Raw genomic sequence first — 14858 nt, 5'->3', positions numbered from 1 at the left:
GCCAGCCTGGCAGCGCCCAAGACCGGCAGCGCAGCACCAGCGGCCCCAGCAGCCAGCGCCGCAGCCCCCAAACCGGCAGCGCCCAGCCCGGCACCGGCCAAGGCAGGAGGCAACGACGACGACTGGGAGAGCTTCTGACGAGGGCCAGACAGGCCCCTGGATGCAGAGTTCAGGTCAAAACGGCTGCAAGCGCAGGTGGAACATGCGCTGACAGCTATCAAAAAAGAAGTGAAGAAGCACGCAGAGGGGACACCTTCTGCGTGCTTTTTTACGTGGCACTTGGGAATGCGCCGCCCCTTCAGGTCCGGCAGGGGGCCGGTCCGTAGCCCCGTCAGCGGTGCGGGTTGGGATACACCAGATGCAGCCCTGGCAACTGCGGACGCTGGAAGGGTTGCCACACCACGCCCGGGCCGTGCGGCTGGCCCAGGCGGTCTGCCACAGCCCACCAGGCGCTTGGGTTCAGGCCGATGCCAAAGTGGCTGGCCACCACTTCGATGTTCTCGGTGTGCGGGTTGTGGTCGGCGGGCGCCTGGATGCTGCCGCGCCAGGCCACCACGCCGTCGGTGCGCGAGTAGATGCTGGTGGTGGGCACTGGGGGCGCCTCGGGCAGGTTGTAGTTCTCGGTTTCGCGCTCGATGCTGCGGCCGCTGGCGAACTGGTAGATGCGCCATGCGTTGGTAGAGGTGTGGGGCCCGGCAAAGGGCGTGCCCAGGGTCACCACGCAGCGCACCAGGTCGGGCATTTCCTTGGCTAGCTCGCGGGCGTAGATGCCGCCCAGGCTCCAGCCCACCAGGCTGACCTTGTTGCCGCTGGCATCCGCCGCTTGCTGCAACTGGGCCTTGGCGTTCTCCAGCACGCCTTCGCGGGGCCCCAGGTTCAGGCCCTGGCCCCAGCCCAGCGTGTTGTAGTTGCGCGATTCGAGGTAGCGGCGCAGGGGCAGGGTGGTGGTGTCACCCGCCGTGAGGCCCGGGAACACGATGACCGTGTGCCCATCCCCCAGCGGGGCGCGCTGCAGCACAGGCCAGGCAGGCAGCACGGCGCCAAACTCCCAGGGGGCCCGCAGCTCCAGGGCCAGCAGCGGCAGGCTCGGCGGTGGCATGTGGTCGGGGGCGGCGGATTTGCGGTCGGAGAAGAGGGGCATCGATTCGTCGTTCCAAAACGGCGCGTGCCAGGCAAGGCACACGGTTGGTGCGACGGTAGCAGTTTTTGCGCACCAGGGCGGGGCGCGAAATGGAGCAAGCTCTCCAATTGCACCGTCGTTAGCGGCCTCAGTCCCCTTGCATTGGCGTGGGGGATTCTCAAAAAATGTCACGAAATGAAACCTATGACTGCTATGCTTTGAATGGCTTTTGCGCATTTCGCGTTCTGGCGCCCCTCGCAGCCCCCTCCGCCTGAAAGCCCCGTGCCATGACCGCTTTTGTCGACTCCGCCGTCCCTGCCAACGCCCACTCTGCAACGCCAGGGCAGGTGTCCAGCGCGGCGGCCGCCGTGCGTGAATTCCTGACCTTCCGCCTGGGCGCGGAGGAATATGGCATCGACATCCTGCGGGTGCAGGAAATCCGCTCGTACGAACGGCCCACGCGCCTGGCGCATTCGCCCGACTTCATCAAAGGGGTGATCGACCTGCGCGGTCGCATCGTCCCCATCCTGGACCTGCGCGTGAAGCTGCAGTGCCCCGAAGCCAGCTACAACGACTTCACCGTCGTCATCATTCTGGACATCGGCTCCACCGTGGTGGGGGCAGTGGTGGACGCGGTGGCCGATGTGGTCTCGCTCACCCCCGACCTCATCAAGCCCACGCCCCAGTTCGAGCGGCAGGGCCATGTGGACCCCGCCTTTGTCACCGGCATTGCCAGCCTGGGCGAACGCATGCTGATCGTGATGGACATCGAGGCGTTGCTCAGCAGTGACGAAATAGGACTGGTGACAAAGGCTGCATAGAGCTAAGGTAGCCACAGGCAGAACACGCACAACGATCAACCCGAGGAGAAGAAGGATGAATCAGTTCAAGATTTCCACCCGGCTCGCGATAGCTTTTGGCGTCATGGTCCTCTTACTGGTTGCTTTAGGGGCTGTGAGTTTGGTGCGATCTGCCAGCCAGCGTGCCGAACTGACCGACGTGGTGGGTGTGCGCATACCCATCACCAAGGCGCTGGGTACGTTGGCCGATGGCGTGAACGTCCAGGCCACTCAGTATCGCAACTTGGTGATTTTCTCGAACGAGACGATCTTGAAGGCTTCGCGAGACCAGATCGTTGAAGCACGGGCCAGGGTGGCGGAGGCCTATCAGGTCCTCAACCGACTCATCGTGTCTGAAAAGGGCAAGGAAGCCTTGGCGCGAATGGAGCAGCAGCGTGCAGATTTCTTGAAAGTGGGAGACCAGTACCTGGCGCTGATCCAGCAAGCCCAAAAAGACGAAGCCATTAAATTGCTGGAAGAGCAGCTTCGTCCCGTGCAACTTGCCTATCAAGCAAGTATCAGGGAGCAAGTGGAGCTGCAGGCACAGTTCACCGTTGCAGCAGGGCAGCGTGCAGAGTCGCAAGCGGGCGCCCTGCAGCGCGATGTGCTGATTGCGGCCGCACTTGCCATCGGCATCGCAATCTTTCTGGCCATCACCATCATCCGCTCCATCACCCGCCCCCTGGCGCAGGCGGTGGAGGCGGCCGACCGCGTGGCCGGTGGCGACCTGAGCGGCCAGATCGTCGTGCAGTCCAAGGACGAAACCGGCCACCTGCTCAGCGCCCTGCAACGCATGCAGCAAAGCCTGGTCAACACCGTCAGCACGGTGCGCCAGAATGCCGAAGGCGTGGCCTCAGCCAGCGCGCAGATTGCCTCCGGCAACAACGACCTGAGCGCGCGCACAGAGCAGCAGGCCAGCGCGCTGGAAGAGACGGCAGCGTCGATGGAAGAACTGGGCTCCACCGTGCGCCAGAACGCCGACAACGCACGAGCTGCCAACCAACTGGCCGTCAGCGCCAGCACCGTGGCCGTCCAAGGCGGAGACGTTGTGGCCGAAGTCGTCGAGACCATGAAAGGCATCAACGCCAGCAGCAACAAGATTGCAGACATCATCAGCGTCATCGACGGCATCGCCTTCCAGACCAACATCCTGGCCCTCAACGCAGCCGTCGAAGCCGCCCGCGCTGGCGAACAAGGCCGGGGCTTTGCCGTGGTGGCCGGAGAAGTGCGCAACCTGGCAGGACGCAGCGCAGAAGCCGCCAAAGAAATCAAAGCCCTCATCACCGCCAGCGTAGAACGCGTGGAACAAGGCACCGCCTTGGTGGACAAAGCCGGAGCCACCATGACCGAAGTCGTCAGCGCCATCCGCCGCGTGACCGACATCATGGGAGAGATCAGCGCCGCCAGCAGCGAACAAAGCGCAGGTGTCGGCCAGGTCGGCGAAGCCGTCACCCAGATGGACCAGGCCACCCAGCAAAACGCCGCCCTGGTGGAAGAAATGGCCGCAGCTGCCAGCGCCCTGAACGCCCAGGCCGGCGAACTGGTCAACGCCGTGGCCGTGTTCAAGCTCGACGCCAACAGCACATCAAGCCACAGCCCGGCGCGCAGCAGCGCAGCCCCCGCTCGCGCTCCCATTGCAGCGCCCAGCTACAAAGCCCCGGCCCGCAGCAGCGTGGGCAGCAGCGCCAAGAGCAGCAGCAAACCCGCAGCCAGCCTGGCAGCGCCCAAGACCGGCAGCGCAGCACCAGCGGCCCCAGCAGCCAGCGCCGCAGCCCCCAAACCGGCAGCGCCCAGCCCGGCACCGGCCAAGGCAGGGGGTAACGACGACGACTGGGAGAGCTTCTGAGAAGGGCCAGACAGGCCCCTGGATGAAGAGTTCAGGTCAAAACGGCTGCAAGCGCAGGTGGAACATGCGCTGACAGCTATCAAAAAAGAAGTGAAGAAGCACGCAGAGGGGACACCTTCTGCGTGCTTTGTTACTTGATGGATGTGCGAGTGGCATCAGCGGCTGGTGAAGTTGGCTGGTTGCCAACCGGGGCCGTCGTCCCAGCCCCAACGATGCGACTCGTACGCAAACGTAACGGAAAGCGCTATGCTGGGCTTGACCGCCACGGCGCGCGGTCTTTGCATGGGTGGGCATTTCTTTTTGCGCCGTTCTCCCCAGGAGTTCCGCAATGGACCGTGGTTTCACCGCTGTGCGCACACGCTTGCGCACGCACCAGCCCCCGGCCGCTGACGCGGCCCGCCGGGCTTGGGTGCAAGGGGTTGCAATGCCCACTCTGGCACCACCAAGGCCGCCGCCCCGGGCCGCTCTGGCTGCTGTTGCCACTTGCTCTGTGCTCTTTTCCCACCGCTGGCGCGCAGCCAGCGGGGCTCAGCCGTGTGCATAGTTTCCCTCAGGAGTGTTGTCATGAACCAGTTCAAGATTTCCACCCGCCTGGCGGGTTTGCTTGCGGCCCTGTGTCTGCTGGTGCTGCTGGTGGGCGTGGCGGGGCTGTATGGCATGGGCAATTCCAATGCCGGGCTCAAGTCGGTCTACGACGACCGGGTGGTGCCACTCAAGCAGATCAAGGTGGTGGCGGACATGTATGCCGTCAACGTGGTGGACACAGCCCACAAGGTGCGCGACGGCGCGCTGACCCCTGCGCAAGGCCTGCAGTCCGTGGCCGACGCGCGCAAGGCCATCGATACCAACTGGAAGGCCTACCTCGCCACGCAGCTGGTGCCGGAGGAAACGCAACTGGTCGAGCGCTTCAAGCCGCTGCAGGCCAAGGCCGATGCGGCGACCGACGTGCTGGCGGGGCACTTCAAGTCGGGCGATGTGGCGGCGCTGACCGCGTTTGCTGCCAAGGAGATGTACCCCGCCATCGACCCGTTGCAGGCGGTGCTGGGCCAGCTGATGCAGGTGCAGCTGGACCGTGCCAAGGCCGAGTACGACAGCGCGGCTACCAGCTACCAGACCATTCGTGCGCTGGCAGTCACGGCGGTGGTGGCGGGCATCGCGCTGGCGGTGCTGATGGGCGGCGCCATGATCCGGCAGATTTCGCGCGCGCTGGGCGATGCGGTGCAGATCACCGACGCGGTGGCCCAGGGCGACCTGACCGTGGCGATCCACGCCCGGGGCAAGGACGAGATCGCCCATTTGCTCAGCGGCCTGACCACCATGCGTAACAACCTGGCGCATGTAGTGTCGGGCGTGCGCAGCAACGCCCAGGGGGTGGCGTCTGCCAGTGCCGAAATCGCCTCGGGCAACAACGACCTGTCGATCCGCACCGAACAGCAGGCCAGCGCACTGCAGGAGACCGCAGCGTCGATGGAGGAGCTGAGTTCCACCGTCAAACAAAACGCCGACAACGCGCGCCAGGCCAACCAGCTGGCGATGAGCGCATCCACCGTGGCGGGGCAGGGCGGTGACGTGGTGGCCGAGGTGGTGACCACCATGAAGGGCATCAACGACAGCAGCAGGAAGATCGCTGACATCATCTCGGTCATCGACGGCATCGCATTCCAGACCAACATCCTCGCGCTGAACGCGGCCGTGGAGGCCGCCCGCGCGGGCGAGCAGGGCCGGGGCTTTGCCGTGGTGGCGGGCGAGGTGCGCAACCTGGCCCAGCGCAGCGCCGAGGCAGCCAAGGAGATCAAGTCGCTCATCACAGCCAGCGTGGAGCGTGTGGAGCAGGGCTCGCAGCTGGTGGACAAGGCCGGCACCACCATGACCGAGGTGGTGGGCGCCATTCGCCGCGTGACGGACATCATGGGCGAGATCAGCGCGGCCAGCAGCGAGCAGAGCACCGGCGTGTCGCAGGTGGGTGAGGCCGTCACGCAGATGGACCAGGTCACCCAGCAGAACGCCGCGCTGGTGGAGGAAATGGCGGCGGCCGCCAGCAGTCTGAGCCATCAGGCGCAGGCCTTGGTGGGGGCGGTGGCCGTGTTCAAGCTCACGGCCGACCAGGCGCGTGCAGCGCAGCCGGGCGGCGGAGCCACCGGGGCGCAGCGCCCCGTGCACGCCGCACCGGCAGGCAAGCCTGCATCGACAGGCGCGCCCGTCAGGGAGACTTCTACTCTGCGGTCCACGGCCACGCCCGCACCTGCTGGCAAAAAAGCGTCTGCTGCTGCTGCGCCTTCTGCAGCCAAATCGGCCAGTGCGCCGCCCAAGCTGGCCCAGCCTGTTGCCGCAGGTGCGGAGGACGATTGGGAGAGCTTTTGATGTGGCGCAGGCAGCGGGGCCGGTTGTAAGGTTTTTGCCCCTTGTTGGGACATAAACTTCTTCATCAAAGCGGGCCAACCAAAGCGCCCGCTACTCAAGGCTCAGGGACCGCAGGCTGCGCATGGCTCGCCACGGGCGGTGCGTGCGTCTGATTGCGGTTCTCTCCGGGCAATGGGGCAGGGGTGTCCACCCTTGGCTGCCCCAGCGCGCCACACCACGGGCGCCTGTCCCTCTGCCGTCCCTGCCCACGCGTCATGCTTATAAATTGATAAAATCATTTTTATCAAAACAAATGATACAATTGGCGCCAATCCAGACCTTGCCATTGTCCTGACCGGGCACCCGTGCGTGAGCACGCCCCAGGCGACATGGCCCAAACGGCTGGCAAAAACCTACAAGTCCCACGAAAGAGTCCATGAACAACCTCAAAATCGGAGCACGCCTGAGCCTGGCCTTTGGCCTCATCCTGTTGATCACCGCCGCCATTGCTGCCACCGGCGTGTGGCGGCTGGCTGTACTCAAGGAGGCCAGCAGCCGCATCGCCACTGTCGAGATGGAGCGCAACGCACTCGCGCAGGAATGGAAGGCCGCCATTGACCTGAACTGGGTGCGGGCGTCGGCATCGCTCAAGGCCACGGACGCGGGCTACATCCAGTCGCTGACGGCCGACATGGCCGCCACGTCGCAGCGTGCCAGCGAGGCGCAGAAAAAGCTGGAAGCGCTGGTGGACGACCCGACCGAAAAGGCGCTGATGGAGCGCGTGGCTGTCACCCGCAAGGCCTATGTGGATGCCCGCGCCAAGCTGCTGGACCGCAAGAAGGCGGGCGAGGATGTGTTTGCGCTGGTGGACAGCGACCTCAAGCCGCTGGCCACCGCCTACCTGCAATCGCTGGCCGATGTGGCAGACAACACGCACAAGCAGCTCGATGACTTTGAAGGCGCCATCCTCCAGGACGCGGTGACCAGCCAATGGGTGCTGGCGCTGGCTGCGGTGGCATCGCTGGTGCTGGGGGCCTTGTTCGCGCTGTGGACCACGCGCTCCATCGTGGGGCCGGTGCAGCGGGCTGTGCACGCGGCCGACGAAATCAGCCATGGCAACCTGTCGGTCCACATTCCTGATCTGGGTGAAAGCCGCAATGAGATGGCGCACCTGCTGCGGTCGCTGAACGAGATGCAGCAGAACCTGTCGCGCATCGTGGGGCATGTGCGCTCGGGCTCCGAGAACGTGGCCACGGCATCGTCCGAGATCGCCCAAGGCAACAACGACCTGAGCGCGCGCACCGAGCAGCAGGCCAGCGCACTGCAGGAAACGGCGGCATCCATGGAGCAGCTCAATTCGACCGTGCGCCAGAACGCCGACAACGCCCGGCAGGCCAACCAGCTCGCGCAAAGTGCGTCCACCGTGGCCGTGCAGGGTGGCGAGGTGGTGAGCCAGGTGGTGGACACCATGAAGGGCATCCACGACAGCAGCAGCAAGATCGCCGACATCATCGGCGTGATCGATGGCATTGCCTTCCAGACCAACATCCTTGCGCTGAACGCGGCCGTCGAAGCAGCGCGTGCGGGCGAGCAGGGCCGGGGCTTTGCGGTGGTGGCGTCCGAGGTGCGCAGCCTGGCGGGCCGCTCGGCCGACGCAGCCAAGCAGATCAAGGCCCTGATCAACGACAGCGTGGAGCGCGTGACTGCGGGCACCACACTGGTCGATCAGGCCGGGGCAACGATGACCGAGGTGGTGGGCGCCATCAAGCGGGTGACGGACCTGATGGGCGAGATCAGCGCCGCCAGCTCCGAACAAAGCCAGGGCGTGGCCCAGGTGGGCGAGGCCGTCACGCAGATGGACCAGGTCACCCAGCAGAACGCCGCCCTGGTGGAGGAAATGGCCGCAGCCGCCAGCAGCCTCAACACCCAGGCGCAGGACCTGGTGAGCACGGTGGCGTTCTTCAAGCTGGGCGCCCAGGGTGCAGTGGCAACGTCGGCAGCCAGCGCTAGCCCGCAGCGTGCGTCATTTGCTCCAGCGGCGCGCGTGGGCACCGCACCGGCCTATGCACCGCTGCCGTCCCAGCGCGCTCTTGGCGCTGCTCCTGCGGGCAACGCGGGCGCTGCGCTGGGCATCAACCTGGACACTGCCATCCAGGCACACGCCAACTGGCGCGCCAAGTTGCGCACCGCCGTCACCCAGAAGGAGCGACTGGATGCGGACATCGTGGGCCGCGACGACTGCTGCGAACTGGGCCAATGGCTGCATGGCGCTGGCAGCTCGCAATACGGTGGCAAGCCGTCTTTTGTGAACCTGCTGGACGCACACCGCCAGTTCCACGAAGAGGCGGGCAAGGTGGCGCGCATGATCAACCAGGGTGCCTATGACCACGCAGAAAAGCAGCTCGCCAACGACACCGCGTTCTCCCGCGCTTCGCAAAAGGTCGCCACGGCGGTGATCCAGCTGGCCAAGGAACTGAAGGTGCGCCTGGCGGGCTCGTCCCAGGCGGCGGCGCCCCGGCCTGCGCAGCCTGCGGCCCTGGCCAGTGCGCCGCGCCCCAAGGTCACAAGTGCTGCGGGGGACGACGATTGGGAATCGTTCTGAGCCGTTGAGCCGCGCCGCCCCATGCGCTGTGCGGGCAAGGGGCGTGTGGCGAAGCCTTTGAACAGGTTCTTACGGCGCTTGCTTGAACGGCAGGCGCTGGTGCAGGGACTCCAGGTAGTTCTCCACCCCGGCCCCTTCGCGGTCCAGAAAACGCTGTACCGCCTCTGCAAACGCCGGGTGCGCCAGCCAGTGCGCGCTGGTGGCCTGCACGGGCAGCAGGGCGCGGGCCATCTTGTGTTCGCCCTGGGCGCCTCCCTCAAACCGCACGGCGCCGTGGGCGATGCACCACTGCAGCGGCTGGTAGTAACAGGCCTCGAAATGCAGACAGTCCACACGCTCCAGGGCTCCCCAGTAGCGGCCATAGGCCACCAGTCCGGTGCCTGGTTCAGAGCGTGAATCAGAGTCATTTGGGCCTGTAGCGCCAGATTCATATGCGCCGATAGCTATCAAACTGCTAGCAATAGGCCGCCCGTCCCGCTCTCCCACAAACAGCAGCCAGGCCTCCGGCATGTGCGCGGCCATGCGGGCAAAGAAGTCGCGCGTGAGGTAGGGTGGGTTGCCGTGCTCCAGGTAGGTGCGCTCGTAGCAGCGGTAGAAAAAGTCCCAGTCTGCAGTGCTGATGTCGGCCCCAAGCGACCAGCGGAAGGTCACCCCCGCATCGGCCACGCGGCGGCGCTCCTGGCGGATCTTTTTGCGCTTGTCCTGCGACAGGCTGGCCAGAAAGTGGTCAAAGTTCCGGTAGCGCGGGGGCTGCCCAGCCGTGGCCGCCTCCCCTTGCGCAGCAGCCAGTGTGGGTGGCTCGTTCTTCCAATGAAATTGCACGGTGTGCCGCAGCATCAGGTCTTGCTGCACGCTGGTCTGCACATCGTCATCGCTGGCAAACAGCACGTGCACGGACGACACGTCTTCTTGCTCGCACCACTGGCACACCGCCTGCACCAGCAGGGCCCGTGTAGCAGCATCGCGCGCCAGCAGGCGGCTGCCGGGCACAGGGGTGAAGGGCACGGCGATGACGGCCTTGGGATAGTAGGGCACGCCATGCTGCTCATAGGCGCTGGCCCAGGCCCAGTCGAAGACGTATTCGCCATACGAATGGCTTTTGAGGTACAGCGGGCAGGCGGCCACCAGGGTGTCGCCTTGCCACAGCGTCATGAAGCGGGGCGTCCATCCGGTGCGGGGCGTGGCGCTGCCGCTGCTTTCCAGCGCCGCCAGGTATTCATGCCGCATGAAGGGCGTGGGGTGGCTTTGCTGCGCCAGCAGGCGGTTCCAGGCCGCAGCGTCCACGTCCAGCGCGGAGGGGAGCACGCGGGCGATAATGTCAGCTTCAGCCATGCAGGCCCCTGTGATGCTCCCTTGATGGCGGGCCTGCAACGGCGGTATTCAACCCGGCCGCAGGGGCCGATTCCAGTTTCATGACGCTCTCCATTTGCACTGCGCAGCTCAACTTTGTTGTGGGCGACATGCCCGGCAACGCCCAAAAGATCATTGCGGCAGCCCGCGAAGCCTATGCCCAGGGCGCCCGGCTGCTGCTGACGCCGGAGCTGGCCATTTGCGGCTATGCGGCCGAAGACCTGTTCCTGCGCCCCGCCTTCATTGCGGCTTGCGATGATGCCGTGAAAACCGTGGCCCGCGAGACTGCGGGGTTGAAAGGCCTCGCTATCGTGCTGGGCCACCCGCAGGCCATGGCCCCTGGCGCGCAGGCCTTCAGCGTGTGCTTCAACGCCGCCAGCGTGGTGCGCGACGGCAAGATCGAGCAGACCTACGCCAAGCGCGAGCTGCCCAACTACCAGGTGTTTGATGAGCGGCGCTACTTTGTGCCGGGCAGCAAGCCCTGCGTGTTCGAGGTGGAGGGCGTGAAGGTGGGCGTGCTGGTGTGCGAAGACGCCTGGTTTGCCACCCCCGCGCGCGACACGGCCGCTGCCGGGGCGCAGCTGCTGGCGGTCATTAATGCGTCGCCTTTCCACCTGGGCAAGGGCACGGAGCGCGAGGCCACGATGCGCGCCCGTGTGGTCGAGACGGGCCTGCCGCTGGTCTACGCCCACCTGGTGGGTGGGCAGGATGAGGTGGTGTTCGAAGGCCGGTCGTTTGCGCTGGCGGCCGACGGTTCGGTGGCGGGCCGGGCGCCTGCTTTTGTGGAAAAACTGGTCTATGCGCTAGTGGAACCTGCCCAAGGCGCTATCAAAATTACAGCAGAGGTGGCCCCCGAGCGCACGCTGGAGGCCGACCTGTGGGACGCCCTGGTGCTGGGCGTGCGCGACTACGTGGGCAAGAACGGCTTCCCTGGCGCGTTGCTGGGGCTGTCGGGTGGCATTGACTCGGCGCTGGTGCTGGCGATTGCGGTAGACGCGCTCGGTGCCGACAAGGTCCGCACGGTGATGATGCCGTCGCCTTACACCGCCGACATCAGCTGGATCGACGCGCGCGACATGGCCACGCGCATGGGCGTGCGCTACGACGAGATCTCCATCAAGCCGCAGTTCGAGGCCTTCAAGGCCGCTTTGGCCACCGAGTTTGCCGGTTTGCCTGAAGACACCACCGAAGAAAACCTGCAGGCGCGCATCCGGGGCACGCTGCTGATGGCGCTGTCCAACAAGTTCGGCGCCATCGTGCTGACCACGGGCAACAAGAGCGAAATGTCCACCGGCTACTGCACGCTGTACGGCGACATGGCCGGCGGTTTTGCGGTGATCAAGGACGTGGCCAAAACCCGGGTGTTCGACTTGGCCCGCTGGCGCAATGCCAACGACCCGTATGGCACAGGCGCCAATCCCATTCCCGAGCGCATCATCACGCGCCCCCCCAGCGCTGAGCTGCGGCCCGACCAGAAAGACCAGGACAGCCTGCCGCCCTACGAGGTGCTGGACGCTATCGTGGCCCGCTACATGGAGAACGATGAGCCCATCGAATCCATCATTGCCAGCGGCTTTGAGCGCGCCGATGTGGAGCGCGTGACACGGCTCATCAAGCTCAACGAGTACAAACGCCGCCAGGCTCCCGTAGGGATTCGCGTCACGCGCCGCAGCTTCGGCAAGGACTGGCGTTACCCTATCACCAGCAAATTCAGGGCGTGACGCGTTCGCGCCGTGCCTTCAGCCCCCTTTTTTACATCCTCCAGGAGACCCGCCATGAAAATGATCACCGCCGTCATCAAGCCCTTCAAGCTCGAAGAAGTCCGCGAAGCCCTGGCCGAATGCGGCGTGACCGGCCTCACGGTCACCGAAGTGAAGGGTTTTGGCCGCCAGAAGGGCCACACCGAGCTGTACCGTGGCGCGGAATACGTGGTGGACTTTCTGCCCAAGGTGAAAGTCGAGGTTGTCGTGAAGTCCGAGGATGTGGACCGCTGCGTGGACGCCATCGTGAACGTGGCGCGCACGGGCAAGATCGGTGACGGCAAGATTTTTGTGACCGCTGTGGAGCGCACGGTGCGCATCCGCACGGGCGATCTGGATGACGCTGCGGTCTGAGGTGGTCACCCTCTGAGCCGCTTGGCGCGTTCCACCTTTCCATAGGGGGCGCCATCCAGGAAGAGGCATCGCCTGTACAGCGGTGCCGCCCATGAGCTGCATTCGCTGGCGTGGGGCGCGCCAGCACAAGCCAGCGCCTGGCGGTCAGTCAGATCACTGAGCGCAGCGGGATCTGGCGGGCATTGGTGCCGGCCTGTTCCACCAGGGATTGCAGCAGCTCGCTGGCGTCACTGCCAGAGTGCAGCAGGCCCATCTGCCACTCGCCCATGAAGCCACTGGCCACGCTGGTCTGCAGAAAGCCCAACAGGCCGTCGTAGTAGCCCGCCACGTTCAGCAAGCCCAGCGGCTTGTCGTGGTAGCCCAGCTGGCGCCAGGTCCACACTTCAAACAGTTCTTCAAACGTGCCGATGCCCCCGGGCAGGGCCAGGAAGGCGTCGCTGCGCTCGGCCATCATGGCCTTGCGCTCGTGCATGGTCTGCACGATGTGCAGCTCGTCGCACTGTCGGTTGGCCAGTTCCTTGTCCACCAGCGCCTGCGGGATCACACCCACCACCCGGCCACCCGCCAACCGCGTGGCTTCGGCCACGGTGCCCATCAGGCCGCTGCGACCGCCGCCGTACACCAGTTGCCCGTGGTGCGCACCAATCCACTGGCCCACCGCTTGCGCAACCTGGGTATAGGCCGGGTTGTCACCGGGGCGCGAGCCGCAGTACACGCACACAGAAAAAGCGGGTTCAGCCATGGAAAAACCTCTGAAATAACGCGGCGGCCCAGATGCCGATGCACAGCAGCAAAGCCAGCAAAACTGCCGCACTGCCCATGTCCTTGGCACGCTTGGACAGGTCATGCCACTCGGGCCCGATGCGGTCGATGGCGGTTTCGATGCCGGTGTTGAGCAGTTCCACAATCATCACGATGACCACGGAGCCCGCCAGCAGGGCCACTTCCATCCAGTTGCGGCCCAGCCAGAGCGACAGCGGCAGCAGCACCATGGCCCCGATGGCCTCCTGGCGGAAGGCTTTCTCGTTCCAGCCGGCCCGCAGCCCTTCCAGGGAATAGCCCGCGGCATGCCAGATGCGGTTGAGGCCCGTGCGGGCCTTCTGAGGGTTGGCAGGGGCTGCGGATGGGGGAGAAGAGGGTTGCATGCGCTTATTTTTTGGGGATTTCGTAGTGCACCAGACGAGTGCCAGCCAGCGCGTCGTGCCAGAACTGCCGAGTGGGGTGGAAGCGGCTGAGCAGCGCCCAGATGGCCACCCAGCCCAGCACGATCACCGCAGACTCACCGCCCGACAGCGAAAACGGTGCAATCGCCGCCAGAGGCGGCAAAAACCACAGCCAGCTCAAGACATAGCGCAGCAAGGCACGCGGCTGGCTGATGGGTTGACCGGCGGTGCCGACGACGCGGATGTGCCAGGTTTTCTGCGCCAGGGTCTGTCCTTTGGCCCAGAACCAGGTGAAATAAATGCCGAACACCACGAACAGAAAGGCCTGCAGCGCGTGGCGGTTGTCCATCGCGTTCCGGGTTTGGCTCAACGTGCCGAACAGGTAGCCCGCAATGAAAACCACACCAAACATGAGCATGCCTTCATACAGCCAGCAAGCCATGCGCCGCCACAGATTGGGCGTAGGGGCGCCCGCGAGGGTGGTGCCGAAGGAGGCGGGGGCCGCCGCTTGCGGCGTGAGGGGAGGGGGAGAAGCGGACATTCCAGGTCAGGCCCGTCGGGCCGGGGGCAGGTTGCAAACCTACTGAGGATACAGGCCGGAGGTGTCAGGGGTCACCGGGGGAGGCGTTGGCGAGCTGGCGCCTTCCGTGCCGCTGCTACCCAGAGGGGGGAGCGCAGCAGGCACCGCGCTGGGGATCGCCACGGGGGCCGTTTCCACCCCGGCTGTGGAGGCCGCTGGCGCTGGGGGTGCCGGGGCAGCAACGGTTGCTGGTGCAGGCACGGGCGCTGCAACGCGGGGCGAATGGTCTACGACCGGTGGAATCTTGGGCGCGTTCGGCCGGTCAGGGCTGGCCTGGGTGGCGGCTGGCACCTGCACCAGCTTCTTGGGAGACACCGGGCGCAGGGCGGGAGCTGCACCATGCGGGTTGGGGGCTGCTTTGGAAGCCAGGGCCTTACGCTCTTCGTCCGACAGTGCCTGGTAGGCCTCCCACTGGGCTCGCTTGTCATCGCCGGCCAGGCGTTTGGTGACGGCGTAGTTCAGGCGCGCCTGGTTGCGTTGCTGGGCACTCAGGCTCGCCCAGTCGGTGATGCGGTCATGGAACTTGCGCTGTTCCTCTTCCGAAAGGTTGGGGTAGTTGGTGGCCAGATCGAGCCAGCGGCGTTTTTGGGCTTCGCTGATCAGCGCCCAGCGCTCTGCCAGCGGATACAGCGCCAGCTTTTGTGCTGTGTTGAGCGTGCCCCAGCCCGGTCCCGATTCGGTGGCGGGAGGCATGTTGACGGCAGATAAGTCCGCACGGGCATTGTTGGGGCGGGCCACAGCAGCCTCGGCGCCCGCCTGCAGCACAGTGCTCGGAGCCATTCGCATCTGCACCCATGCCTGCCAGCCACCCGCGGTGAAGGCGCCCAGAAGCGCCAATGCCAGCACAAAGGCTGGCAGCGTGGAGGGGGCTTCGGTGGGGCTTGGGTGCATGCAGTCCAGAGTC

12 protein-coding genes are annotated in these 14858 nt (G+C 65.5%); 6 read left to right on the top strand and 6 right to left on the bottom strand.

The genetic code is table 11. The features are described from left to right. Nucleotides 1–331 precede the first annotated feature (331 nt). Entirely contained in the window at nt 332–1141 is an 810-nt protein-coding gene (locus ACODSM_RS22020) for an esterase/lipase family protein (RefSeq protein ID WP_015013644.1), read from the bottom strand. 266 nt (nt 1142–1407) lie between these two features. Between ACODSM_RS22020 and ACODSM_RS22015 the strand changes: the two genes are divergently transcribed. The 4 genes from ACODSM_RS22015 to ACODSM_RS22000 all read left to right on the top strand — a co-directional run bounded on the left by ACODSM_RS22015 (nt 1408) and on the right by ACODSM_RS22000 (nt 8747). After that, entirely contained in the window at nt 1408–1941 is a 534-nt protein-coding gene (locus ACODSM_RS22015) for a chemotaxis protein CheW (RefSeq protein ID WP_488806911.1), read from the top strand. 55 nt (nt 1942–1996) lie between these two features. Further along, nucleotides 1997–3805, top strand: coding sequence for a methyl-accepting chemotaxis protein (locus ACODSM_RS22010; RefSeq protein ID WP_488806910.1), 1809 nt, complete (start codon nt 1997–1999; stop codon nt 3803–3805). A gap of 564 nt (nt 3806–4369) precedes the next feature. Beyond that, a complete protein-coding gene (locus ACODSM_RS22005) occupies nt 4370–6166 on the top strand; it encodes a methyl-accepting chemotaxis protein (protein ID WP_488806909.1) in 1797 nt (598 codons plus the stop codon). Between the two features lie 415 nt (nt 6167–6581). After that, complete coding sequence (locus ACODSM_RS22000) at nt 6582–8747, top strand: methyl-accepting chemotaxis protein (protein WP_488806908.1); 2166 nt, start codon at nt 6582–6584, stop codon at nt 8745–8747. A 69-nt stretch (nt 8748–8816) separates the two neighbouring features. Here ACODSM_RS22000 and ACODSM_RS21995 read toward each other — a convergent pair whose 3' ends face one another. Then, entirely contained in the window at nt 8817–10079 is a 1263-nt protein-coding gene (locus tag ACODSM_RS21995) for a GNAT family N-acetyltransferase (RefSeq protein ID WP_488806907.1), read from the bottom strand. A gap of 80 nt (nt 10080–10159) precedes the next feature. Here ACODSM_RS21995 and ACODSM_RS21990 point away from each other — a divergent pair, with 80 nt between their 5' ends. Together ACODSM_RS21990 and ACODSM_RS21985 are read left to right on the top strand one after the other, a co-directional pair. Continuing rightward, on the top strand, nt 10160–11818 hold the full coding sequence (locus tag ACODSM_RS21990) for an NAD+ synthase (RefSeq protein ID WP_488806906.1): 1659 nt from the start codon (nt 10160–10162) through the stop codon (nt 11816–11818). 54 nt (nt 11819–11872) lie between these two features. Further along, a complete protein-coding gene (locus ACODSM_RS21985; RefSeq protein WP_015013651.1) occupies nt 11873–12211 on the top strand; it encodes a P-II family nitrogen regulator in 339 nt (112 codons plus the stop codon). Between the two features lie 148 nt (nt 12212–12359). On the opposite strand, the gene ACODSM_RS21980 is transcribed toward ACODSM_RS21985, so the two are convergent. From ACODSM_RS21980 to ACODSM_RS21965, 4 genes are read right to left on the bottom strand one after another with little or no spacing between them, the layout of a single operon-like run. Further along, nucleotides 12360–12953, bottom strand: coding sequence for an LOG family protein (locus ACODSM_RS21980; protein WP_015013652.1), 594 nt, complete (start codon nt 12951–12953; stop codon nt 12360–12362). Beyond that, nucleotides 12946–13356, bottom strand: a complete 411-nt coding sequence (locus ACODSM_RS21975) for a diacylglycerol kinase (protein WP_295944110.1) — start codon at nt 13354–13356, stop codon at nt 12946–12948. The genes ACODSM_RS21980 and ACODSM_RS21975 overlap by 8 nt, the downstream gene beginning before the upstream one ends. A 4-nt stretch (nt 13357–13360) precedes the next feature. After that, nucleotides 13361–13915: an RDD family protein gene (locus ACODSM_RS21970; protein WP_295944111.1), complete on the bottom strand. Its 555-nt coding sequence runs from the start codon at nt 13913–13915 to the stop codon at nt 13361–13363. Between the two features lie 39 nt (nt 13916–13954). Beyond that, on the bottom strand, nt 13955–14845 hold the full coding sequence (locus ACODSM_RS21965; RefSeq protein ID WP_488806905.1) for a DUF3106 domain-containing protein: 891 nt from the start codon (nt 14843–14845) through the stop codon (nt 13955–13957). Between the last annotated feature and the right edge of the window lie 13 nt (nt 14846–14858).

The sequence above is a fragment of the Acidovorax sp. FG42 genome (genome assembly GCF_057809195.1).
Note: the sequence above shows the minus strand (reverse complement) of the source record. Positions and strands in the feature narration are given on the sequence as shown.

Excerpts from the sequence above, each read along its gene's own strand:
- ACODSM_RS22020 (WP_015013644.1), bottom strand. The coding sequence starts at position 1,141 with ATGCCCCTCTTCTCCGACCGCAAATCCGCCGCCCCCGACCACATGCCA.
- ACODSM_RS22015 (WP_488806911.1), top strand. The coding sequence starts at position 1,408 with ATGACCGCTTTTGTCGACTCCGCCGTCCCTGCCAACGCCCACTCTGCA.
- ACODSM_RS22010 (WP_488806910.1), top strand. The coding sequence starts at position 1,997 with ATGAATCAGTTCAAGATTTCCACCCGGCTCGCGATAGCTTTTGGCGTC.
- ACODSM_RS22005 (WP_488806909.1), top strand. The coding sequence starts at position 4,370 with ATGAACCAGTTCAAGATTTCCACCCGCCTGGCGGGTTTGCTTGCGGCC.
- ACODSM_RS22000 (WP_488806908.1), top strand. The coding sequence starts at position 6,582 with ATGAACAACCTCAAAATCGGAGCACGCCTGAGCCTGGCCTTTGGCCTC.
- ACODSM_RS21995 (WP_488806907.1), bottom strand. The coding sequence starts at position 10,079 with ATGGCTGAAGCTGACATTATCGCCCGCGTGCTCCCCTCCGCGCTGGAC.
- ACODSM_RS21990 (WP_488806906.1), top strand. The coding sequence starts at position 10,160 with ATGACGCTCTCCATTTGCACTGCGCAGCTCAACTTTGTTGTGGGCGAC.
- ACODSM_RS21985 (WP_015013651.1), top strand. The coding sequence starts at position 11,873 with ATGAAAATGATCACCGCCGTCATCAAGCCCTTCAAGCTCGAAGAAGTC.
- ACODSM_RS21980 (WP_015013652.1), bottom strand. The coding sequence starts at position 12,953 with ATGGCTGAACCCGCTTTTTCTGTGTGCGTGTACTGCGGCTCGCGCCCC.
- ACODSM_RS21975 (WP_295944110.1), bottom strand. The coding sequence starts at position 13,356 with ATGCAACCCTCTTCTCCCCCATCCGCAGCCCCTGCCAACCCTCAGAAG.
- ACODSM_RS21970 (WP_295944111.1), bottom strand. The coding sequence starts at position 13,915 with ATGTCCGCTTCTCCCCCTCCCCTCACGCCGCAAGCGGCGGCCCCCGCC.
- ACODSM_RS21965 (WP_488806905.1), bottom strand. The coding sequence starts at position 14,845 with ATGCACCCAAGCCCCACCGAAGCCCCCTCCACGCTGCCAGCCTTTGTG.